At 37.9% G+C, this 22,529-nt stretch carries 18 protein-coding genes; 11 read left to right on the top strand and 7 right to left on the bottom strand.

Going from position 1 to position 22,529, the window contains the following annotated elements; genetic code table 11:
* Nucleotides 1–122: 122 nt before the first annotated feature.
* From aroC to NNJ85_RS01460, 6 genes are all read left to right on the top strand, one after another.
* Nucleotides 123–1,211, top strand: a complete 1,089-nt coding sequence (aroC, locus tag NNJ85_RS01485; protein ID WP_254472984.1) for a chorismate synthase — start codon at nucleotides 123–125, stop codon at nucleotides 1,209–1,211.
* Between the two features lie 15 nt (nucleotides 1,212–1,226).
* Nucleotides 1,227–2,330: a 3,4-dihydroxy-2-butanone-4-phosphate synthase gene (gene ribB, locus NNJ85_RS01480; protein ID WP_254472982.1), complete on the top strand. Its 1,104-nt coding sequence runs from the start codon at nucleotides 1,227–1,229 to the stop codon at nucleotides 2,328–2,330.
* Between the two features lie 7 nt (nucleotides 2,331–2,337).
* The gene (locus tag NNJ85_RS01475) at nucleotides 2,338–2,592 is read left to right on the top strand and encodes an exodeoxyribonuclease VII small subunit (protein ID WP_254472980.1); all 255 of its coding nucleotides are present in this window, start codon (nucleotides 2,338–2,340) and stop codon (nucleotides 2,590–2,592) included.
* 244 nt (nucleotides 2,593–2,836) lie between these two features.
* A complete protein-coding gene (dxs, locus tag NNJ85_RS01470; RefSeq protein ID WP_254472979.1) occupies nucleotides 2,837–4,744 on the top strand; it encodes a 1-deoxy-D-xylulose-5-phosphate synthase in 1,908 nt (635 codons plus the stop codon).
* 16 nt (nucleotides 4,745–4,760) lie between these two features.
* Nucleotides 4,761–5,504 (top strand): TlyA family RNA methyltransferase, encoded by a 744-nt coding sequence (locus tag NNJ85_RS01465; RefSeq protein ID WP_254472978.1) that lies wholly within the window; start codon nucleotides 4,761–4,763, stop codon nucleotides 5,502–5,504.
* Nucleotides 5,501–6,754, top strand: coding sequence for a class I SAM-dependent RNA methyltransferase (locus NNJ85_RS01460; RefSeq protein WP_254472977.1), 1,254 nt, complete (start codon nucleotides 5,501–5,503; stop codon nucleotides 6,752–6,754). Before NNJ85_RS01465 ends, NNJ85_RS01460 begins: the two co-directional genes overlap by 4 nt.
* 539 nt (nucleotides 6,755–7,293) lie before the next feature.
* Here NNJ85_RS01460 and tldD read toward each other — a convergent pair.
* Both tldD and NNJ85_RS01450 read right to left on the bottom strand, forming a co-directional pair.
* Nucleotides 7,294–8,715 carry a metalloprotease TldD gene (tldD, locus tag NNJ85_RS01455; RefSeq protein ID WP_254472976.1) on the bottom strand — a complete coding sequence of 474 codons (1,422 nt, stop codon included), beginning with the start codon at nucleotides 8,713–8,715 and terminating at the stop codon, nucleotides 7,294–7,296.
* A gap of 110 nt (nucleotides 8,716–8,825) precedes the next feature.
* Nucleotides 8,826–9,401 carry an invasion associated locus B family protein gene (locus tag NNJ85_RS01450; RefSeq protein ID WP_254472975.1) on the bottom strand — a complete coding sequence of 192 codons (576 nt, stop codon included), beginning with the start codon at nucleotides 9,399–9,401 and terminating at the stop codon, nucleotides 8,826–8,828.
* 388 nt (nucleotides 9,402–9,789) lie between these two features.
* Between NNJ85_RS01450 and cyoE the strand changes: the two genes are divergently transcribed.
* The 4 genes from cyoE (at nucleotide 9,790) to rnhA (ending at nucleotide 13,394) form a co-directional block, all read left to right on the top strand.
* Complete coding sequence (gene cyoE, locus NNJ85_RS01445) at nucleotides 9,790–10,725, top strand: heme o synthase (protein WP_254472974.1); 936 nt, start codon at nucleotides 9,790–9,792, stop codon at nucleotides 10,723–10,725.
* Nucleotides 10,726–10,906: 181 nt separating this feature from the next.
* Nucleotides 10,907–11,962, top strand: a complete 1,056-nt coding sequence (gene ispH / locus NNJ85_RS01440; RefSeq protein ID WP_254472973.1) for a 4-hydroxy-3-methylbut-2-enyl diphosphate reductase — start codon at nucleotides 10,907–10,909, stop codon at nucleotides 11,960–11,962.
* Entirely contained in the window at nucleotides 11,962–12,921 is a 960-nt protein-coding gene (locus NNJ85_RS01435; RefSeq protein ID WP_254472971.1) for a homoserine kinase, read from the top strand. The genes ispH and NNJ85_RS01435 overlap by 1 nt, the downstream gene beginning before the upstream one ends.
* A 5-nt stretch (nucleotides 12,922–12,926) precedes the next feature.
* The gene (rnhA, locus tag NNJ85_RS01430; RefSeq protein WP_254472969.1) at nucleotides 12,927–13,394 is read left to right on the top strand and encodes a ribonuclease HI; all 468 of its coding nucleotides are present in this window, start codon (nucleotides 12,927–12,929) and stop codon (nucleotides 13,392–13,394) included.
* 28 nt (nucleotides 13,395–13,422) lie between these two features.
* Here rnhA and NNJ85_RS01425 read toward each other — a convergent pair whose 3' ends face one another.
* The gene (locus tag NNJ85_RS01425) at nucleotides 13,423–14,301 is read right to left on the bottom strand and encodes a protein-disulfide reductase DsbD domain-containing protein (protein WP_254472967.1); all 879 of its coding nucleotides are present in this window, start codon (nucleotides 14,299–14,301) and stop codon (nucleotides 13,423–13,425) included.
* Nucleotides 14,302–14,372: 71 nt separating this feature from the next.
* On the opposite strand from NNJ85_RS01425, the gene NNJ85_RS01420 reads away from it, so the two are divergent.
* A complete protein-coding gene (locus NNJ85_RS01420; protein WP_254472966.1) occupies nucleotides 14,373–14,957 on the top strand; it encodes a YqgE/AlgH family protein in 585 nt (194 codons plus the stop codon).
* Between the two features lie 399 nt (nucleotides 14,958–15,356).
* On the opposite strand, the gene NNJ85_RS01415 is transcribed toward NNJ85_RS01420, so the two are convergent.
* The 4 genes from NNJ85_RS01415 to NNJ85_RS01400 all read right to left on the bottom strand — a co-directional run bounded on the left by NNJ85_RS01415 (nucleotide 15,357) and on the right by NNJ85_RS01400 (nucleotide 22,411).
* Entirely contained in the window at nucleotides 15,357–18,242 is a 2,886-nt protein-coding gene (locus NNJ85_RS01415; RefSeq protein ID WP_254472964.1) for an EAL domain-containing protein, read from the bottom strand.
* Nucleotides 18,243–18,642: 400 nt separating this feature from the next.
* Nucleotides 18,643–19,917: a pitrilysin family protein gene (locus NNJ85_RS01410; protein WP_254472962.1), complete on the bottom strand. Its 1,275-nt coding sequence runs from the start codon at nucleotides 19,915–19,917 to the stop codon at nucleotides 18,643–18,645.
* Nucleotides 19,918–20,002: 85 nt separating this feature from the next.
* Nucleotides 20,003–21,400, bottom strand: a complete 1,398-nt coding sequence (gene thrC, locus NNJ85_RS01405) for a threonine synthase (RefSeq protein ID WP_254472960.1) — start codon at nucleotides 21,398–21,400, stop codon at nucleotides 20,003–20,005.
* Between the two features lie 648 nt (nucleotides 21,401–22,048).
* Entirely contained in the window at nucleotides 22,049–22,411 is a 363-nt protein-coding gene (locus NNJ85_RS01400; RefSeq protein ID WP_254473890.1) for a hypothetical protein, read from the bottom strand.
* Between the last annotated feature and the right edge of the window lie 118 nt (nucleotides 22,412–22,529).

Below are 22,529 nucleotides of genomic sequence, written 5' to 3'. Positions count from 1 at the left end.
GACAGCGATGATTTGACCAAATTTAAAGTAGCCAAGAATATTTGGGAATAAAGAGCTGTTTTGTATATAGTTCAACATGCGTTGTCATTGCATATATTTGACAGAGAAACGGATCTTTTTTGATGTCGCATAATACATTTGGTCATTTGTTTCGTGTAACAACATGGGGTGAAAGTCATGGTACTGCTCTTGGTTGTGTCATTGATGGTTGTCCCCCCGGAATTATTTTTACGCGTGCAGAAATTCAAGCTTATCTCGATAAGCGTAGACCTGGGCAATCCTTATATACAACACAGCGCCGAGAACAAGATCAAGTAGAAATCCTTTCAGGAGCAATTGCTCAGGAAGACGGGGTAACATTCGTTACAACAGGCACACCAATTTCTCTATTGATTCGAAATACAGATCAACGCTCTCAAGATTATGGAGAAATTGCTCATCAATATCGTCCTGGTCATGCAGATTATACTTATGATGTTAAATATGGCATTCGTGATTTTCGAGGGGGAGGGCGTGCTTCAGCACGCGAGACAGCAGCACGTGTTGCGGCTGGTGCGTTGGCCCGTAAAGTTGTTCCTGGTTTGGTTGTACGAGGAGCCGTGATAGCCATTGGTTCCCATAAGATTAATCGTGATCGTTGGGATTGGTCGGAGGTTGAAAATAATCCTTTTTTTACAGCTGATGCAGAGATGGTTCAAATTTTTAGTGATTATATCCGTAAAATTCGTAAAGAGGGTACATCTGTTGGTGCGGTTATTGAGATCGTTGCAGAAAATGTTCCAGCAGGTTTAGGAGCTCCTATTTACGCAAAACTTGATCAAGACATTGCATCATACCTTATGTCAATTAATGCGGTAAAAGGAGTTGAAATTGGTGATGGTTTTGCGGCAGCCTGTTTGAGGGGAGAAGAAAATGCCGATGAAATGCGGATGGGAAATGACGGAAAACCACTTTTTTTATCCAATCATGCTGGTGGTATTTTAGGGGGAATATCGAGTGGACAGCCAATTGTTGCACGTTTTGCTGTAAAACCTACGTCATCCATTTTAACGCCTCGTCGTTCCATTGATGTTGATGGTCATAATGTAGACGTAATAACGAAGGGACGTCATGATCCATGTGTTGCGATTCGGGCTGTTCCTGTTGGTGAAGCGATGGTTGCTTGTGCACTTGCTGACCATTATTTAAGACATCGCGGTCAAGTTGGATGATTGAGAAGGTGAATAATGGCGTATAATGAAGAAAAAATTATTTCTGCGCTTAAAGCTTTTGAAGGTGGTGAAATTGTTGTGGTGACAGATGATAATGACCGTGAAAATGAAGGTGATTTAACGGTTGCTGCAGCTCATTGTACAGAAGAAAAGATGGCATTTATTCTTCGTCACACAACGGGTATTGTGTGTACACCTATGCCTAAAAAAGAAGCACAACGATTTAATCTTGCTCCTATGGTACCAGATAATAACTCTGCACACGGAACGCAATTTACGGTTACTGTTGATTTTAAACACGGCATAACAACAGGGATTTCAGCGCATGACCGTACATTAGCGGTGCGTAATCTTGCAAATTCAAATGCAAATGCGAATGATTTTGTTCGTCCAGGGCATGTTTTCCCTCTGATTGCGCATGAAGGGGGAGTTCTCATGCGTTCAGGTCACACGGAAGCTGCTGTTGATTTATGTCAATTAGCTGGTTTACCACCGGTTGGTGTTATTGGTGAGTTAGTCAATGATGATGGAAGTGTTAAACATGGCGATCAGATCACAAAATTTGCACAAAAACATCGGTTGCATATCATAACGGTTGCAGATTTAATTGCTTACCGCCAGCATAAAGAAATATTGATCAAGCATGTTGGAGAAATGCCGATTGAAACACCTGTAGGACCTGCTCTTATTCAAAGTTATCAACTCCCTTGGGAAGCTGTTCAGCATAGTGCGGTTATTTTTGGTGATATCCGTGAGGGTGAAAGTATTCCTGTACATTTACATCATGAAAACATTATAAATGACATTTTTTGTCAATCTTCAGATATCATGGTGATAATGCGGCGTATGATGGAAAAAGAAAAACGTGGCGTATTTATTTATTTGCGTGAAGGATCTATTATACGATCAACTCTTGGCATTCAAAATGTGGCAAGAGACGGTTCAGAAAACCATGTGCAGGCGATTGAACGCGAAGAAGAATGGCGCAAAATTGGTTTAGGATCGCAAATTTTAAAATATTTAGGAATAGGCTCTGTTATTGTTTATGCTTCTAAAGAGCACCATTATCTAGGTTTAGAAGATTTTGGAATTCGTATATCTAGGACAGATATTTTTTGAGGTTCATATGAAAAAAGAGATACAAGAGGGAGATATTACAGCCTTAAGCTTTGAGCAAGCGCTTAAGCAACTTGAAGCTATTGTTGAGAATTTGGAACGTGGCGATGTGCCTTTGGAACAATCCATTGATATTTATGAACGTGGTGAAGCGCTGAAAAAACATTGTGAAAAACTCTTGAAGGTTGCTGAAGCCAAAGTTGAAAAAATTCAGCTTTCACAGACAGGTTCTCCAGAAGGCGTAGAGCCGCTTGACGCTCAATAATATTAAATATTTTGGGATATTTATTGTGGGGCTTAAGAAATGCAATAATCTTCGTTGATAGAGAGTAAATTTTATTGATTTCTTTTTTATAAAATAAGTTAAAAATAGGAAAGATCATCAATCATCTCAAAGAGAGAAGAGTATTTTTTCAGTAAAAAAGATGTAAAACGCTCAATAAAAGAGTAGAAAAGATATATTTTTATTGTTGCTTTCTCTTGAGTTAAGATAATAGAAAGGATTTTTTTTGTCTCAGGCCTTAACACCATTGCTTGATCGTGTTTGTTTTCCGAAAGATTTGCGGGCATTACCTGAGTCTGATCTGGTACAGTTGGCTGATGAGTTGCGGGCCGAAACAATTGATGCGGTTTCTGTAACAGGTGGCCATCTTGGGGCGGGACTTGGTGTTGTTGAGCTTACGGTTGCGTTGCATTATATTTTTAATACACCAGAGGATAGGATTATTTGGGATGTTGGTCATCAAACCTATCCGCACAAAATTTTAACGGGGCGTAGAGAAAAAATTCGCACGTTACGTCAAGAGGGGGGGCTATCAGGTTTCACAAAACGTTCAGAAAGTGAGTATGATCCATTTGGAGCGGGACATTCATCGACTTCTATTTCGGCGGGGCTTGGCATGGCGGTGGCAAGTGCTTTGAAAGCAGAGACAAGACGCAATATCATTGCTGTCATTGGTGATGGTGCAATGTCTGCAGGCATGGCTTATGAAGCAATGAATAACGCTGGTGCTTTGGATGCACGCTTGATTGTTGTTCTAAATGATAACGATATGTCTATCGCACCGCCTACAGGTGCTATGAGTGGGCATCTTGCACGATTAGTATCACGTCCCTCTTATCGTCATTTGCGTGAACGTGTAAAGATGTTGAGTGAAAAATTGCCAAAGTTTTTTTTGGATAAAGCACGTCGTTCAGAGGAATTTGCGCGTGGACTTTTGGTTGGGGGAACGTTATTTGATGAGCTTGGCTTTTATTACGTTGGCCCCATAGATGGGCACAATTTGGGGCATTTATTGCCTGTTTTAAAAAATGTTCGTGAATACCCTCATGGTCCTGTTTTGGTGCATGTTGTAACGCATAAGGGAAAGGGATATCCACCTGCAGAAGCTTCCTCTGATAAATATCATGGTGTTAATCGTTTTGATGTCACAACAGGAAGGCAGGTTAAAGCATCAAGTAATATTCTACCCTATACCAAGGTATTTTCTAAAGCTTTAATAGAAGAAGCTTGTCATGATGATAAGATTGTTGGCATAACGGCAGCGATGCCAACAGGGACAGGTCTTGATGCTTTCGCAGAAAAGTTTCCTAAAAAGATGTTTGATGTTGGGATTGCTGAGCAACATGCCGTAACTTTTGCAGCAGGACTTGCTTGTGAAGGGTATAAGCCTTTTGTTGTAATTTATTCTACTTTTTTACAGCGTGCTTATGATCAAATTATTCATGATGTATCAATTCAAAAATTACCGGTACGTTTTGCTATTGATAGAGCCGGTTTTGTGGGGGCAGATGGTGCAACGCACGCTGGTAGTTTTGATATTGTTTTTTTGGCCACGCTTCCTGAGTTTGTTGTTATGGCGCCTTCAGATGAACTTGAACTGATGCATATGGTGCGTACAGCTGCAGCTTATGATCAGGGCCCCATTTCTTTTCGTTATCCACGTGGAGAAGGTATTGGTATAGATTTACCGCAACGTGGTGAGATATTAGAGATTGGAAAAGGACGTGTTCTGCGTGAAGGAGATAGGATTGCTCTAGTTTGTTTTGGAACACGGATGTTAGAAGTGTTGCGAGCTTCTGAGATGTTGGAAGCTAAAGGGCTATCGACAACGGTTGCAGATGCACGATTTGCAAAACCTTTGGATAAAGATTTAATGTGTCATTTAGCACGTGAGCATGAAGTATTGGTGACCATTGAAGAAGGTGCGATTGGTGGGTTTGGAGCGCATTTATTACAATTTTTAGCACAAGAAGGGCTCTTAGAGCATGGTTTGAAAGTTCGTACACTAAAATTTCCTGATGAATATTTGAATCATGGTTCACCAGAAAAAGTTCTCTCAACGATTGGGCTTGGTGCTATGGGGATTGTCAACACGGTGTTGACGGCTTTGGGGCGCGAGATTCGAATGGAATAGAAAATTCGAGTATGAAATGGCTTCCAAAAAAAGGCTTGATATTCTTTTAGTTGAAAAAAACTTTTTTACGACACGTTCCCGCGCACGTGATGCTATTATGCGCCAAACGGTTAAAGTTAATGGTGAAATCGTTTTAAAAGCGGGACAAATCTTTTTTGATAATGCAGAGATTTTCGTTTGTGATCCAGCGCAGAATTATGTTTCACGGGCAGCATTAAAATTGATTGCTGCACTTGATGCATTTCCAATTGTAACGGATAAAGTGACGGCCATTGATGTTGGTGCATCAACAGGTGGTTTTACACAAGTTCTCTTAGAACGTGGAGCAGCACATGTCATTGCTGTTGAGGTTGGACATCATCAATTTGATAAACGTTTATTGGGCAATAGTGCTATAACCTTATTAGAAGGCTTAAATGTTAGGGATTTTCAACAGGAACATTTAGGTGGGCGGGAAATTGATCTTATTGTTTCAGATGTTAGTTTTATTTCTCTCAAACTTGCATTGCCTCCCGTTTTGTCTTTAGCTAAAAAGGGAGCCCAAGCTGTTTTACTGGTAAAGCCTCAGTTTGAGGTTGGTCGTAAGCACCTTGGTAAGGGAGGAATATTAGATCCATCAAGGGCTAAAGAAACCGCTGAAGAGCTTTTTGTCTGGTTAAATACTCAAACAGGGTGGCGTGCAAAAAATTTACTCCCCTCCCCCATTACAGGTAGTGATGGTAATGTGGAATATTTACTATTTGGAGAAAAGCAACAGTGAGTGACGATATCATAATCGACCATATAGGAGCAAATGGTTATGGTGTTGCTAAGATGCCGTACGGCTCTGTTTATGTGCCTTTTACTTTGCCAGGAGAGTGTGCAGAAATTATTGTTCATGGAAAATATGCGACATGTATAGCATTAAAACAAAAATCACCAGAACGCATTGATGCTCTTTGTCAGCATTTTGGAGAATGTGGAGGCTGTACTCTTCAACATTGGCGTGCTGATGCTTATCGCGTATGGAAACGACAATTGGTTGTTGATGCGCTTAAAAACTATGGAATTAAGAGCGTTGTTGCGCCTTTAATAGAATGTAAACCCTATAGCCGACGACGGATAACTCTAACAGCATTCATGACTCCACAGGGTCAAAAAGTTGGTTTTAATCGTTATCTTTCTCATGAGATCGTGGCTATTGAGGAATGTCCGGTAAGCTGCCCAGAGCTTATTTCTCAGTTGCGTAATATCAGAGAGCTCTGTGCTTTTCTAAGCAGCTCTGTCAAACGGTTTCATGTTACGATTACCCGCATTGAAAATGGCTTAGATGTTGCTTTAAGCGGTTGCATTATACACCATGAATCACTTCGCCAGAAAATGATCAGTGCAGCTCTTTCATATGGGATTACACGTTTATCTGTTGACGGTGAAGTTTTGATTGAACGAGAAAAACCAGAGATTTACTTTGGAGATGTCCGTGTTGAATTTTCTTCTGGTGGTTTTCTTCAAGCAACCTGTGAAGCTGAAAATATAATGGGCAATATTATTTTGACTCATTTAAAAAAAATGAAGAATGCTCTTGATTTGTTTTCAGGGGTAGGAACATTTACCTTGCGTATGGCAAAAAAGATGAATGTTCATGCAATAGAAAATGATGAGAGTGCGTTAGAAAATTTAAGTTCAGCAGCACGTTTTTCAACAGGTTTAAAAACAGTCACTTGTGAAAGACGCGATCTTTTCCGCCATCCACTTTCTGTAAAGGAACTTGAGTGTTTTGAGAGTGTTGTTTTTGATCCTCCTCGTGCGGGTGCAGAGGAACAAGTCCTTGAACTGGCGAAGGCAACAATACCCCGTGTTGTAGCAATTTCGTGTAATCCTGCTACATTTGCGCGTGATTTATCTCTTCTTGTTGCTGGGGGGTATGAAGTAGAAAAAATCACACCAATTGATCAATTTTTATGGTCAGCCCATGTTGAAATTGTTGCTGTTTTGAGCAAAAAGAAAAAGAAGAAGGGCTGGAAGCTTTAGCTTGATTTTTTTTAACGCCATGAAGATTTTAAAAAATTTACTTGCGTATTATTATAAAAATCTCTTCAAAATTTATCTACAATAATAATCTTTTTCTCATTGAATTAAGAGCATTGAATATAGGAAGCCTTCTTATTTGAGACTTTTTGATTATGAAATATAAAAGACAATGCTACTCCACACAAAAGACGAACATATTATGAAAAAGGTATGTTTGAGAGGATATCTGAATAAGCCAGCAGCACCGTTATGTTGACTATCTCCCAATGACATGCTTGGGCATTTGAGACGGTTCATGAGAGGTATGTCTTTCTTGTATAGTTTTACTCCACACGGATCTTATAGTATACAAATCAATGTTTTTTATTGATTCAACATACACAGATTAAAAATAAAAGAATACGGTATAAAGGTTCTCATTCAAGTTGAATGACGTTGGATTATCTTTAAAATCAATGCATTGCATACAAAAAACATCCTCCCTCATAAACCGTTTGAATAGACGGGAAGGGGGCAATATTGGGCAGAAATGAGCAAATTTATTCTTTAAGCGCAGTTCCACCGATCGTCATATTATTGATTCGAAAATGAGGTTGCCCAACACCAACAGGAACATTTTGTCCTGCTTTTCCGCACATGCCAATACCATTATCCAGTTTACTATCATTTCCAATCATAGTGATACGTTTCATAGCATCTGGTCCATTTCCAATAAGAGTTGCACCTTTGATGGGGGCAGCAATTTTACCATTTTCTACTCGGTATGCTTCAGTACATTCAAAGACGAATTTGCCAGAAGTAATATCCACTTGTCCTCCCCCAAATGAAACAGCATAGATACCACTTTTAAGGGAAGAAATGATTTCTTCAGGTGTTTTATCGCCTCCTAGCATGATTGTATTGGTCATTCGTGGCATTGGGGCATAAGCATAGGATTCGCGCCGTCCATTTCCTGTTGATTTACTCCCCATAAGTCGTGCATTAAGCCTATCTTGCATAAAACCAACGAGTTTTCCATCTTCAATGAGAACGTTATATCCTGAAGGGGTTCCCTCATCATCAATAGTTAGAGAGCCTCGGCAATGAGGAATTGTTCCATCATCAACAACTGTTACACCTTTTGCGGCAACTTGTTGTCCTAAAAGTCCAGCAAAAGCAGATGTTTTTTTGCGGTTAAAGTCACCTTCTAAACCGTGACCTACGGCTTCATGAAGCATAACACCAGGCCATCCATTGGCTAAGACAACATCAAATGTTCCTGCAGGTGCTGCTTCTGCTTCTAAATTTATTAAAGCCATACGTAGGGCTTCATCCGCGGCTTGTTTCCAATTGTCTTCACAAATAAATTGTTCAAATTCTTGTCGCCCCCCACATCCATAAAAACCATTTTCACGTCGATTCCCTTCAGCCGCAACCACAGATATAGAAAGCCGTACAAGAGGACGCACATCACGAACCAGATACCCATCCGCCCGTAAAATTTCAACATGTTGTAGTGAACCAGAAAGAGCAACAGTTACTTGATGCAATTTATCATTTTTTGCTCGTAAATAAGCATCAATTTTTTGCAAAAGAGCACTTTTTTCTTCAAAGGATGGAGCATCAAGGGGATTATGCGGTTGATAAAGCCTTTTATTCGTTTGTTGAGGAGCTATGCTATAAGGTCCAGCATGATTATTATAGGTAACAGCTTTAGCTGCTTCACAAGCGCGGTTGAGTGCAGCAGCTGATAATTCACTAGAATGTGCATATCCAGTCGCTTCTCCAGCAACGATACGCAGACCAAACCCCATATCTTGATGGAAAGAGCCGTTTTTAAGTTGTCCATTATCAAATAAAAGGGTTTCGCTTTCTTTATACTCGAGGTAAAGTTCGCCATCATCTGCATAATGAAGTGCTTCCTGTACAAGTGATTGTACTTTAGAGGAAGCAATATCAAAATGATCAATCAGCGATTTCATAAGAGTTATCCTATTTTTATTGGGGGTGTAGAAGATTTTTATTGGTCTAATTTAAAAAGTTCTCAAAATAGATGAGGAGATTTTAATCATCCCATGGGCGTTGATTTCATTCATGTGGGTAAAGTTGCATAGGCATCGCCAAGACCATGTAGGTCAACGAGGCCTCCAATTCCTTGCTCAGGGGTTGTAAAGATAAAATAGGTTGCCATTTTTCCTTTTAAAAAGAGTTGTAATATGTCTTCTTTAAGAAAAGCTTCAGCAACACAATTATCACCAAGACAACGGCGATATTCCATTCTGCCCATATTTTTATCATCAATTTTAATTCTAACGCCAGGACGTAGCTCAACGCGAATCGGAACAAAAACACGCATTAAAGCCCCTTGCTTTTGAGGAAGTTTATAAAATGTAACGCGTAAAGTAATATCATGACGACCTTGTGTATGGACGTTTTGTACAACTTCACACTGCATATTAGGTGTTCCTGGTGGTAGACCACAAACCTTTGTCCATGCACCGTAGGTTTGTGGAACGGGAACATTTTGCGCATAAGGCGTTTGTGCAAAAGCATGATTGATCAAACTACTAAAAAGTGTGTGAAGAACAGCACCAATAAAAAAAGCTTTTTTGAGTAATTTATAAAGTATCACAGAAAATCCTATCCGATTCAACACATACACAATCATGCATAGATTTGCATAAAAAATGAATTCCCCACATAAAACCTATAACACAAAACCAGTATTTACCAAATATAGTCATCTCTATGCAAGAAATAAAGGGAAATGAGAAGAAAGAGCATTTTATAGGAGATAAATTTTCAGCATGGCTTTATGATGTTTGGTAGGATACATTTTTATGATAAATTTGTAATGTAAGAGAAAATGTTGATTGTAAAAATGTATTTTTATTGCAAATATCTTTATCTATTTTTAGGAGATGCGTACAAAAAAAGTATGTCATATTTGCTCAAAAATAAGATTGGTCTTAATAGATCATTCTCATACGCTAGATATTATTTGTCAAATAATATCTGTTTGTGAATGAAAGAAATGGAAAAGGGGCTTGAGTGGAATGTCTATTTCAGGAGAATTATCGGTTGCAAATGGTAAATCAATGCCACCAAAATCCAGTATTGGTGATTATATCACGTTATTAAAGCCGCGTGTTATGTCACTTGTGGTTTTTACAGCACTGGTTGGTTTAATGGTGTCTCCTGTTCCCATCAATCCGTGGTATGGTTTTTTAGCAATTTTATGTATTGCAATTGGCGGTGGCGGTGCGGGAGCACTAAATATGTGGTATGATGCTGACATTGATGCCGTAATGGAACGGACCAAAACGCGTCCCATTCCTATGGGCAAAATCAGCTCCCAAAAGGCATTTATTTTTGGCATGGCTCTGTCTCTACTTTCGGTATTGGTTATGGGGAGCTTCATTAATTGGTTTGCGGCATTTTTCCTTGCGTTTACAATTTTCTTTTATGTTGTTATCTATACAATTTGGTTAAAGCGTATCACACCACAAAATATAGTTATTGGTGGTGCTTCTGGGGCTTTCCCACCAATGATTGGATGGGCTGTAACAACCGGGACAGTGAGTTTTGATAGCTTTTTATTATTTTTAATCATTTTTATGTGGACCCCCCCTCATTTTTGGGCTCTTTCTCTCTTCTCATCTCTTGATTATAAGGCTGCGGGCGTCCCTATGATGCCTAATGTACGAGGTGAATACTCAACAAAAAAACAGATCTTATTTTATACTATTTTGACGGCACTATGCGCTGCTTCTCCTTGTTTTACTGGCCTTGGGGGGATTTTTTATGGTATCTTTTCGACAATTTTAGGCATTATTTTTGTTTATTTTTCCTATCGTTTATGGAAAGCTGATACCCATGATGAAACTATTTTGATGGCCAAAAAAACGTTCTTCTTTTCGTTACTTTATTTGGCAGCGATCTTTGGAGCTCTTTTGATTGAATCTCTTGTTTGGCATTTTATCGACCTTTAGGCAAATAAAATGAAAAAGTGAATTTTAAAAAGTTTTTCTGTAAGAAAATGCTGTAAGAAAACACTATAGAGTGTGTTCATGCGAAAGATGATATTGCACGTTTTTTTTACATTGCTTATTCAATGTATAATGATAGATCGTTTGAATATGAGACTAAAGCTATAGAGATTAAGGATGATTTATGTCTGGACTTCCCCCTTTAACGATACGTCTTTGTGGTCCGCGTGGATTTTGTGCAGGGGTTGATCGTGCTATCCAGATTGTTCTGCTTGCATTAAAAAAATATAGTGCTCCCGTATATGTTCGTCATGAAATTGTACACAACCGTTATGTGGTTGAGGGATTACAGCAAAGGGGCGCTGTTTTTGTTGAAGAACTTGATGAGATTCCAGAAGAACATCGCAATCAACCGGTTGTTTTTTCTGCCCATGGTATCCCAAAATCTGTATCAGAAGAGGCACGACGTTATAACTTATTTTATTTCGATGCAACGTGTCCATTGGTCTCGAAAGTTCATAAACAAGCGATACGCCATCAACGTCACGGTCGTCATGTTATATTGATTGGTCATGCGGGTCATCCTGAAGTTATAGGGACAATGGGACAACTTGAAGATGGGGCTGTGACGCTTATTGAAACGGTAGAAGATGCTTTGCATTATCAACCAGGTGATCCAGATAAATTAGGGTTTGTTACACAAACAACGCTTTCTGTTGAAGATACAGCAGGAATTCTCAATGTATTACAACAACGTTTTCCTACATTAGCAGCCCCAGCGGCTGAGTCAATTTGCTATGCTACAACGAATCGACAAGATGCGGTTAAGGCAGCTGCAAAGGGGAGTGATTTGTTTTTGATTGTTGGAGCGCCAAATTCTTCTAATTCACGACGTTTGGTAGAGGTTGCCGAAAAGTCTGGCGCGCGGCAAGCCATTTTAGTTCAGCGCGCTGATGAAATTAATTTTGAAAATCTAAAATCTCTTTCTGTTGTCAGTCTTTCAGCAGGGGCTTCGGCACCTGAAATTATTATTGATGAAATTATTTCAGCTTTTCGCGCGCGTTATGATGTAACAATAGAATTAGCTGAAACAGTGGTGGAAACGGAAAGATTTCTAGTGAGTCGCGAACTACGTGACGTCATTTTAACGTCTCAAGATATGGCATTTGTGAATGGTCAAGAAAATAATGCAAAAAATGAAAATCAGAATACAAACATGTCTAAAACGAAAGCAGAATAATGGCGGTTTATACAGATATTCACCCAAGTGATTTAAAAGTGTTTTTAACACGTTATGCAATAGGATCACTTTTATCTTATCAGGGGATAGAGGAAGGGATTGAAAATTCTAATTTTATACTGGAGACAACACAAGGGCGGTTCATTTTAACACTTTATGAAAAGCGTATTTCAAAAGATGATTTACCTTTTTTTTGTCGCTTGATGCAGCATTTGGGGCAACGTGGAATTCCTTGTCCACAACCTGTTATTCAAAATGATGGAACGATGATCGGTAAACTAGCAGGACGCCCTGCTGCTATTATTACCTTTCTGGAAGGAGAGTGGATTCGACAGCCGGATATAGGTCATTGTGGCGAAGTCGGTACAGGGTTAGCGCAATTGCATTTAGCAGGACAAGATTTTACATTCAGTCGTAAAAATACGCTTTCTATTATGGACTGGCAGGCATTGTGGCAACGTTGTCAAATAACAGAAGATTCATTGTTAAAAGAGTTTGGACAAAAAATTGAGTTGGAATTGGTTTTTTTACAGGAAAATTGGCCGTTCAATTTACCAACAGGCATTATTCATGCAGATTTATTTAATGATAACGTCTTTTTTGTGAATCATCGTCTTTCTGGTATAATAGATTTCTATTTTGCTTGTAATGACTTTTTTTCTTATGATTTAGCAATTTGTTTAAATGCGTGGTGCTTTGAACCTGATCATTCCTATAATCTTAGCAAAGCACGTAAATTATTGGAAAATTATCAAAAAATAAGATCCTTGATCCCTTTAGAATTGGACAAGATTGTTTTATTGACTCGCGGTGCATCTTTACGTTTTTTACTCACACGTCTTTATGATTGGTTTAATACACCGTCTGATAGCTTTGTTATTAAGAAAGATCCATGGGAGTATTGGCATAAGCTTTGTTTTTTCAGTAACGTAAATTCGCTAAGTGAATTAGGTTTTTAAATTTTATGGCTAATCAACAAAAAGTCGTTGAAATTTATACAGATGGTGCTTGCTCAGGAAACCCTGGAGTTGGAGGCTGGGGAGCAATTTTACGCTGGAATGGTCATGAACGTGAGCTTTATGGCGGTAAGGCTCATACAACGAACAATCAAATGGAACTCATGGCGGCAATTTGTGCATTCAAGGCGCTTAAAGAGCCCTGTTTGGTCGATCTTTATACGGATTCAGTTTATGTGCGTAACGGTATAACTAAGTGGATTGAAGGTTGGAAAAAGAATAATTGGCGCACTGCATCAAAAAGTCCTGTGAAAAATATGGAGCTATGGCAAGCTCTTGAGGAGGCTTGTTCTTGCCATACAGTCAGATGGCACTGGGTTAAAGGTCATGCGGGCCATCCAGAGAATGAACGCGCTGATGCTCTTGCTCGCAAAGCAATTGCGCAATATCTCGAAAATGGGCGTTTTCCAGCATAATTATTGTTTGAGATTTTTTTCTCTTTTATCATGGGGTAGCAAGAGGGTTTGATGGCGTATGGAATATAAATGTTCCACTTAAGGCGTGATCTTTAAAAGAGACTGTATAAAAAATTTTATGGTTGGTTTCTTCTGGTACGAAATAGAGTGGAGCGCTAAAGAGTGTATATTCCGCATTCGCATTGATTTTTTTTGCTGCTCCAATTTGCATTTCTTCTCCATCTAAAAAAAGAGAGTAGGGCATTTTTTTGTTATTATTTTGTATTTTTATAAGGAGGGTATTATTATTTTTTTCGGCGCTTATTTTTAGGGCATTTTGCGTCATGCGCGGCAAAGAATCTTGGGCATTTTTTAACAAGGAAATAGGCAGAGGTTTGTTTTTAAGAGCAGATGGCAAAAAATCAAAGTTAACAGTCAAAGGAAGACAGATTTTATGGCATAATCCAAGAGTAAAAGTACCACTTAAATTTTTGCTTGAAGAAGATAGATGAAAGGGCAATACCACTTTATCTTTATAGCCTAATGACCAATCATTTTCTATTTCAAAAAGCTGTGGAGTAGGATAAAAGATTTCATAAGAAACTTGTTGGTTGAAATTAAAAAAGGGTGCCATTCCTGAATTACCTGGATTACGCCAGTACGTTTTCCATCCTGGTTTGAGGACAATTTCAATAAAGCCTTCTCTCACTTCAGAAAGAGAAGGTTCAGTGATTGCTAATCGAATACGCCCCCCCTCTGATTCATACCAAGAGGTTGAGAAAAGCTTGAGTTTTTGTTCTGTTTGAGCATTTACAGAAATGTTAAGTAATTCTAAAACTATCAATGTTAAGCTTAAAGTAACGAAAAGCTTTTTATAAAAGAAAGCTGGGATATTTTGTAAATTTGTAAATATGTGACTTTTTTTCATTGGAGTTTTATTTTCCTAGTGTACTAAATAGACAAACTTTTATCATGTAAATTATGGAGAATAACAGATTAATGAATCAGTGTAATGGCTTTTTGGGTGGACAATTACTCATAGCAATGCCTGGGATGAATGACAAACGCTTTATTCGTTCTGTTATTTATGTTTGTGCGCATTCTGATGCTGGTGCGATGGGCATTATTCTCAATCAATTGCATCATATTGATTTTCCAGAGCTTTTGCTTCACCTTGGCGTAATAGATAGCGTTCAAAAAAAACGTCTTTCTGAACCAATAAAACAGTTTCCAGTTCGCTATGGTGGCCCTGTTGATCCTTCGCGTGGTTTTGTCCTTCATTCAGATGATTATGCTTGTGAAGAAACTGTTTTTATTGCAGATAAGATCTGTTTTACTGCGACAATTGATATATTAAAAGCGATCAGTTGTGAACAAGGCCCGCAACATGCTCTGGTAGCATTAGGTTATGCTGGATGGAAAGCAGGGCAACTTGAAGCAGAAATTTCTACAAATGGTTGGCTAATCAGTTCTACATCACCTAGTTTTCTTTTTGAAAGTGATCTAAGTTGCAAATATGATAAAAGTTTAACACGCATGGGGATTGATCCAATCTATCTTGCTTCTGAAATGGGACACGCGTAGAGTTTTTTCTGAACTTTTTAATTTTGCATGTTATTCGATTCCTTATGTTTTTATTTTAAAGAAACATCCCTCAATGCACCCAAGCCCATTTCGCAACGCACTTGTGAGTTGTATTAAAATAAATCTATTGCCCCTATTTTACGCTCGTAAAGTAACAAACCGGGCACCATTGTTATATTTGCCATTCCTTAATACGATAGCTCTTGGCATTTAAGACTCTTTATAAGAGGCATGTTTATTCCTTTTTAATATTTTTTTCTCCACCTAGGTTTTGCTTACTTGTGACGTGAAAGCGAATGGTTTTGATTGATTCAACATGAAAGAAATTTTGAAATAAGAGAATTTTATGGTATTCAGAGTTTTAATTCAACTTGAATAACGATAAATTTTCCTTATAAATCAATATCTTGGTTTATAAGGAAAATGGCTTTGAACGAGAGTAATTAATTCTTCTATGGCAATTGGTTTCGTCACAAGTGTGCTTTGAACATACTTACAGCCTTCTTGACGGAGGAAGATTGCTTCTTTTTCATTCTCAACACCTTCTGCGATAATTTGCAAGTTAAGATCTGTTGCCATATTAATGATAGACTTGAGAACAAGTTTCTTCTTGAGAGAGTCGATTGAGATAAGTGAACGATCAAGTTTAACCATATCAAATGGATAACGTACGAGATAGGTTAGGGACGAATAACCTGTTCCAAAATTATCGAGTGCGAGATTCATTCCAAGTGTTTTAATTTGTTCAAGAAAGTGGGCTGATTGTTCAGGATTGTTTCTTAAGACAAATTCAGATATCTCAATCATCAAGCGCCCTTTGTGGAGAGGATGGCGAAGCAGAGCGGCACGCAGTTGACTGATAAAACGAGGATGAATCATCTCTGCGCTTGGTAAATTAATTGAAATAAAGAAAGATTGTTGGGGAAATTTTTCTTCTACATTTATAAGATCGATAATGGCATTCTCGATGATAAATTGTGACAAATCCATAACGATTTGTTCATTTTCTACGATTTTTATGAAATCAGAGGCATTTAATTTTCCATAAGTTGGGTGATGCCATTCCACAATTGTTTCAAAACCAATAATATGTCCGTCTGATAAATTAAGAATAGGATGGTAGAGGATTTTCATCTCATGACGTTTTATGGCATAATGAATATCTTTTTCCAGAGTATTCTGTTCGAGACCCAGGGTGCGAAAATTAGGACGAAAAGGTTCAATATGGTTTCCACCCATTTGTTTTGCACGAATCATTGCTAATTCACTATCATTAAAAATATCTTTAGCCGTTGATCGGCTTTCACTCCATGTAACCAATCCGATAGAGGTTGAAAGAATTATTTTATTTTCCGAAAGTGAAATAGGTGCTGAAATTGTTTTATGCAAATGATCCGCAAATGTTGCAATTTGTTGTGGTTCAGTTTCACTGAGTAAAATGATTGCAAAACGGTCTGCTGAAAGGCGCGATAAGGTATCTTGAAAGTTAATAAGACGATTTAAACGACGAGCGATTATAAGCAATACAGTATCCCCAACGGCTATGCCTAATTTGCGATTAATTTGGCGAAAATTGTCAAAATCAATCATAAAGACGGTCGGTCTAATTTTAATATTTGCTTTTGCCAAAGAGGTATAATTTTGTAGCCGATCAAAGAAAATTTGTTGGTTAGGAAGGCCAGTTAAGCTGTCGTGAATTGCATCATGCAATAAGCGTTCTTCAGATTTTTTATGGTTCGTAATATTGACAATAGTTCCAATGACACGTGTGACTTTCCCATCTTTTTGCATTGCTGGACGTGCGCGAAGAGAAAACCAATGATAATAACCACCCCCGGAAGAAAGTCGAAAAATTTGATCAATACGCCCTTTTTTATTTTTAAGAATGATATCTAATACGGCTTGAAAGCGTTCACGATCATCATAGTGCAAGGCTGAAATCCAGTTGCGCATCGTCCCATTGAGGTTGTGGATTTCAGTACCAAAAAGGGTTGTTATGTTTGGATGAACAACGATCCGATCACGCTCAATATTCCAATCCCAAATGATATTTCCAGCTCCTTTTGCTGCGAGGACTTGTTGTTCAAGATCGGAAAATATGCCTTCATGGAAAGCGTCATGAGAAAAAGTTTGTTGCAGGACAGTAAAGCTAATGAGAAGAACAATGAGCACTAATCCTCCCGCTAATGCTGGTTGGATAATATCATTGTTTAAATGTCCTGCTATGCAGGCATAGGCTCCCACACCCCAAAAGCTAATAAGCAACCATGTTGGGATAAGCATAATGGCGCGGTCATAACTTCTGATTGAAAAATAGATGATTAACAGTATGCCTAGCACAGTGGTAAGGCCAAATGATAGACGGGCAATTCCTGCTGCTCTGATTGGATCATAAATAGCAAAGGCTCCTAAACTGCAAAAGGCAATGATCCAAGCGATGGCACCATAACTAAAATGATAATGCCAGCGATTAAGATTGAGGTAGGTAAAAAGAAAAATGAAGAGTGTTGCGGCAAGGGCTACTTCTGTACCAGCACGCCAGATTGGTTGTGTTGTGAGCGTAACTGCAAAGAATTTATTTAAAAAGTTGAAGTCAATACCAATATAAAAAAGCACGGCCCAAGCGACAGCAGCTGTTGCAGGAAACAGCCCTGTTCCACGGACAACGAAGAGAACAGTTAACAAAAGGGCTAAGAGACCTGATATTCCAAGAAGAATACCATGATAAAGCGTATAAGAATTAATGGCATCTTTATAAGCTTCAGGCTGCCATAAATAGATTTGCGGTAGATTTGCAGAGTTAAGTTCGGCCACAAATGTAACAACAGCACCGGGATTGAGAGTAATATGAAAAATATCAGAGTTCATACTCGGTTGACGATCGAGAGAAAAACCTTCACTTGGTGTTATAGATTGTATCCGTGCTGATCCAAGGTCTGGCCCAAAAAATCCAGAATGCGCCATGCGGTAGTGGGGGGCAACGATGAGACGATCGACTTGTTCATCTGTTGGATTTGCAAGAGAAAAAACTGCCCAGTTTCCGGAAAATTTTTCACTTTTTGCCTGCACTTCAATACGCCATACAATACCATCTGGTCCCGGCGCTGTACTTGTTTGAAAAATAGAGTTGTTTGTATGGTGAATTTCAATTGCTTTTGAGAGATCAAGAGCAGCATCCTGAGAAGAAATCTTAATGGGCTCAATAGCGTGTGCTGATGTAAGATGGACAAAAGAACTAACGACGATAATGAAAATGATGTCAATTATTTTACGCAAACTCTTCACAATGCCCCACTCTCAATATTTAGGATGTTTAATTTTCATTTAGATTTTTAAGAAAAAACGTCCACCTTTTACTATTTATTTACAGAATAAATTGTGATCACTTCCTCTTAAGTTATATGATTTTATATACAAATAGACTATATAATTTGCTTCCATAAAACTTGAAGCGGATGGAATTGTATATTTTAAAAGCGCAAAATTATATCATGAATTTCTAAATTTCATGAATATAAACTTTACGTACTAGAATCTCTATCACATGAAGGAGAAATTGGATAGTTGTGTACGCCTCTTTGCCTAATATTTCCAAAACTTATTTAATGAGAAGAGTTTCAGTGGTAAATTTTATGATAAAATATATTCATGCTCATTATGATACATCTTTTTAAAAAGCAGTTTTTTACTTTAGCTTATATGAAAGAGTTGATGTTAAGTCATCAAAATTCATGAGGGGGCCTACAGGTCCGACAGCAGTGAGTGTGGGCGTGGAACTTGTAAAAAGGCGATGCGCTAAATCAGTTAATCTTGTAGGTGTGATGAGATTGAGGCGTTCAATTGTTTCCGCTATTGGAATGGGGCGACCGTAAAGAAGTATTTGGCGAGCAATGAGATGCGCTTGACTAGAAGGATTTTCCTGTGACATTGTGAGATTAGCACGATATTGTGTTTGTGCTCGTTGGAGTTCATTGGCGTGAATGTTTTTGCTTGCCTTGGAAAGTTCATCAAGAATCACAGGCAGGAGTTCTTTGAGCCCTTCTTGTCCAGTCGCTGCATGAACACCCAAAAGCCCAGTGTCTGAAAACCCCCAATGAAAAGCATAAATAGAATAGCATAATCCACGTTTTTCTCTTACTTCTTGAAAAAGACGTGAGGACATCCCTCCACCAAGAATGATTGAAAGAATTTGGGTCGCATAAAAATCACGCGCGTGATAAGCACGCCCTTCAAACCCTAGAACAACTTGTGTATCCATTAAATCACGATATTCACGAAAGTCGCCACCGACATAATTTGCAAGATTAGGAAGAGATGCGGTTGAATGGGGGCGAAAAGTGCCAAGACGACTTTCAACTTCTTTTATAAAGCTTTCGTGTTTTACAGCTCCAGCCGCGACGACAATCATACGATCTGCACTATATTGTTTATTGATGAAATCATGAAGATCAACAGATGTAAATGATTGAAGAGTTTTAGCTGTTCCTAAAATAGAACGACCAAGGGATTGATGACGAAAGGCAGTTTCTGTAAAGTGATCAAAAACAATATCATCAGGCGTGTCATGGGCGGCACCAATCTCCTGAAAAATGACTTGTTTTTCTCGTTCTAGTTCATCTTCGTCAAATTTTGAATGCATCAAAATATCGGCTAAAATATCGATAGCAAGTGGGATATCGCTTTTAAGGACACGTGCAAAGTAAGCTGTTGTTTCAATACTGGTTGTGGCATTGATTTCACCGCCAACATCTTCAATATCGGTTGCAATTTGAAAAGCGCTACGGTTTTCAGTTCCTTTAAAAGCCATATGTTCAAGAAGATGGGCAATACCATGCTGTGTGAAGGTTTCATTGCGTGAGCCTACTTTAACCCATATTCCGAGTGCAACACTATCAATCTGTTGCATTGTATGTGTGGCGATCGTCAAACCATTACTAAGGCGACAGACATCTACATCCATGTATTTACGACTCCATTAAACACGCTAGATAACCTCATAGTTAAAGGTATTAGAATATTTTTGATTTAAATTAATGCAGCTAACTTTAATAAGATGCACGCGATTTTAAAGAAATATAATCTTTGACTATTTTTTCATCATTAGCAAGACTTATGAAGTGTTCTTCACCTTCCATAACATCATTGAGATGAGAAGGCCATGGGGCATGAAGTCCACAAGCATTTTTAATCGTATCAGGAAATTTAGCAGGATGAGCCGTGGCAAGGACGATCATTGGAATATGTGGTTTTTTATTTTCGCGCGCTACTTTAAGGGCGACGGCTGTATGTGGATCAACAAGATAGCCACTTTCTTTATAGACACGATCAATTGTTTGTGCTGTTTCAGCCATGTTACTTTTCCCAGCGGAAAAGAGGGAACGAATATTTTTGAGTTGCTTTTCATTAAGAATGAAAGATCCCGTTTTTTTCAAGTCTTCCATTGCATTGCAAATCCACATTGGATCACGATTGCTACTTTCAAACAGTAAACGTTCAAAATTAGAAGAGACTTGAATATCCATAGAAGGTGATGTTGTATGGATGATGGGTTGTGTTTTGTAACTACCGGTGGTCAATGTCCGTGCAAGGATGTCATTATCATTTGTTGCAATAACCAGTTGAGCGATGGGTAATCCCATACGAGCAGCGACATAACCTGCAAAAATATCACCGAAATTTCCAGTAGGAACAGTAAATGAAATAGCTCTATCAGGAGCACCTAAAGAAAGTGCAGATGAAAAATAGTAAACAATTTGCGCCATAATACGCGCCCAATTTATAGAATTAACACCTGAAAGGGCTCTTTTTTTACGAAAATGATGATCATTAAACATTGCTTTGACAAGAGCCTGGCAATCATCAAAATTTCCCTCAATGGCAATGGCATGAACATTTGTACTTTGATTGGTTGTCATTTGCCGTTGTTGAACAGATGATACACGTCCTTTAGGAAATAAAATAAAAATATCTGAGTGCTCTTTTCCAGCAAAAGCTTGTATCGCAGCTCCTCCTGTATCACCCGATGTTGCAGCAATAATCGTTGCACATCTATTTTTTTTAGTCAAAACATAATCCATCAGTCGAGAAAGAAACTGCATTGCCACATCTTTAAAAGCTAAAGTAGGTCCATGAAAAAGTTCAAGGATAAATTCATCTATTCCAGTTTGTTGTAATGGACAGATTGCTGGATGATGGAAGGTTGCGTAAGATTCAGCAATCATATTTTCAAAAGCTGTATATTCGATCTCATTATTTACAAAGGGCCACAGAACTGTTTTAGCAATTGTTGTATAAGACTGACCACGAAGTGCGCGTAACGCATCAAATGATAGTTGCGGAATTTTATCTGGAAGATAAAGTCCACCATCATTTGCCAGCCCTGTCATGATCGTTTCCGTAAAGCTTAAAGCAGGAGATTGTCCTCTCGTGCTGATATATTTCATAAGTTTTATCCTTTTTTATTTCTGGCAAATTGATGAAGTTATTTATTTCATGTTTTTCATAATATTTAAATTAGTAAATGGATAGAAGCTTATTTTCTTTTTTTGACTCAATAATAAAAGAAAAATGAAAGAAATAGTCTTAAACATTTTTATTTTTGAGATCCAAACGTCAAATGTTCACAGAAAATCTGTTACAGTTGGAAATTTTCTCTCTATTATTCATTCATTTAAAACTTACAACGTATCTTCCCTTATGTAGCTTCCTGAATCATGAAATAAAATAAATAGAATGATATTTATTGGAGAACTCTTTTGTAAAATTCAATTGTTTAGAACTATTTTACGCTCTTAATACTTTAGTAACAATTAAATTTACTAAAATGAATGTTGAAATGATGCATCTTGAGATTCACATTGGAAAATTTATAAGGTAATTTTATGGCATTTCGTGCGCAAATGTATATTTTGAATAATCTTTGTTTAGCTTAAGTTATCAGCTTATATATGAATTAAGTATTATATTTGTGCTATACAATATGGTAACCTCAAGCTTATCCATAGAAAGCATAAAAACAGCCTGCCAAATGATGGCAGGCAGGCTGTAAAAATTCCTATTTAAAATAGAAAAAATAATTGAGTATCTTTGAATTATTTGCATTTAAGTTTGCCGATTCCCCATCCGATTATTCCGCTAATTATTGCCATAATAGATCCTGTCAAGAATCCAAAACCCAAAGCGCCTACTGTAGAAAAAACGCCCAGAGTAATGGGTTCAAACACTTTCTCAACTTTTCCTTCAATGGCAGATTCATTTTTTACATTATGAATGAAATTTGAGACATAGAAAGCAGCGATATTGATAGCTTGTTTCTTTTCTTGTTCTATGAGAGGAATAGTTTCCCATGGAGCATCATTTCTTAAATGATTAGCATGAACATTTATAACTTGTGAAAGTAAAAAAGCAATCACTATTAAAATATTTAATACATAAGTTTTTAATATTTGAATCATCATTTATCACCAATACTTTTATTTTAGTATGAATTGAATAGATGCATTGGTAGAATTAGTGCACATTGAGAAAAGAGAAAGCATTTAAAGCTGTTTTTCATTCTTTTAATGGGATAAT

The sequence above is a fragment of the Bartonella sp. B1098 genome (genome assembly GCF_944896145.1).
GTDB lineage: Bacteria > Pseudomonadota > Alphaproteobacteria > Rhizobiales > Rhizobiaceae > Bartonella.
Note: the sequence above shows the minus strand (reverse complement) of the source record. Positions and strands in the feature narration are given on the sequence as shown.

What these genes read in the sequence shown, in the direction of transcription:
- aroC (WP_254472984.1), top strand. Translation starts at nt 123, where the DNA reads ATGTCGCATAATACATTTGGTCATTTGTTTCGTGTAACAACATGGGGT.
- ribB (WP_254472982.1), top strand. Translation starts at nt 1,227, where the DNA reads ATGGCGTATAATGAAGAAAAAATTATTTCTGCGCTTAAAGCTTTTGAA.
- NNJ85_RS01475 (WP_254472980.1), top strand. Translation starts at nt 2,338, where the DNA reads ATGAAAAAAGAGATACAAGAGGGAGATATTACAGCCTTAAGCTTTGAG.
- NNJ85_RS01465 (WP_254472978.1), top strand. Translation starts at nt 4,761, where the DNA reads ATGGCTTCCAAAAAAAGGCTTGATATTCTTTTAGTTGAAAAAAACTTT.
- tldD (WP_254472976.1), bottom strand. Translation starts at nt 8,715, where the DNA reads ATGAAATCGCTGATTGATCATTTTGATATTGCTTCCTCTAAAGTACAA.
- NNJ85_RS01450 (WP_254472975.1), bottom strand. Translation starts at nt 9,401, where the DNA reads ATGATTGTGTATGTGTTGAATCGGATAGGATTTTCTGTGATACTTTAT.
- cyoE (WP_254472974.1), top strand. Translation starts at nt 9,790, where the DNA reads ATGTCTATTTCAGGAGAATTATCGGTTGCAAATGGTAAATCAATGCCA.
- ispH (WP_254472973.1), top strand. Translation starts at nt 10,907, where the DNA reads ATGTCTGGACTTCCCCCTTTAACGATACGTCTTTGTGGTCCGCGTGGA.
- NNJ85_RS01435 (WP_254472971.1), top strand. Translation starts at nt 11,962, where the DNA reads ATGGCGGTTTATACAGATATTCACCCAAGTGATTTAAAAGTGTTTTTA.
- rnhA (WP_254472969.1), top strand. Translation starts at nt 12,927, where the DNA reads ATGGCTAATCAACAAAAAGTCGTTGAAATTTATACAGATGGTGCTTGC.
- NNJ85_RS01425 (WP_254472967.1), bottom strand. Translation starts at nt 14,301, where the DNA reads ATGAAAAAAAGTCACATATTTACAAATTTACAAAATATCCCAGCTTTC.
- NNJ85_RS01420 (WP_254472966.1), top strand. Translation starts at nt 14,373, where the DNA reads ATGAATCAGTGTAATGGCTTTTTGGGTGGACAATTACTCATAGCAATG.
- NNJ85_RS01410 (WP_254472962.1), bottom strand. Translation starts at nt 19,917, where the DNA reads ATGGATGTAGATGTCTGTCGCCTTAGTAATGGTTTGACGATCGCCACA.
- thrC (WP_254472960.1), bottom strand. Translation starts at nt 21,400, where the DNA reads ATGAAATATATCAGCACGAGAGGACAATCTCCTGCTTTAAGCTTTACG.
- NNJ85_RS01400 (WP_254473890.1), bottom strand. Translation starts at nt 22,411, where the DNA reads ATGATTCAAATATTAAAAACTTATGTATTAAATATTTTAATAGTGATT.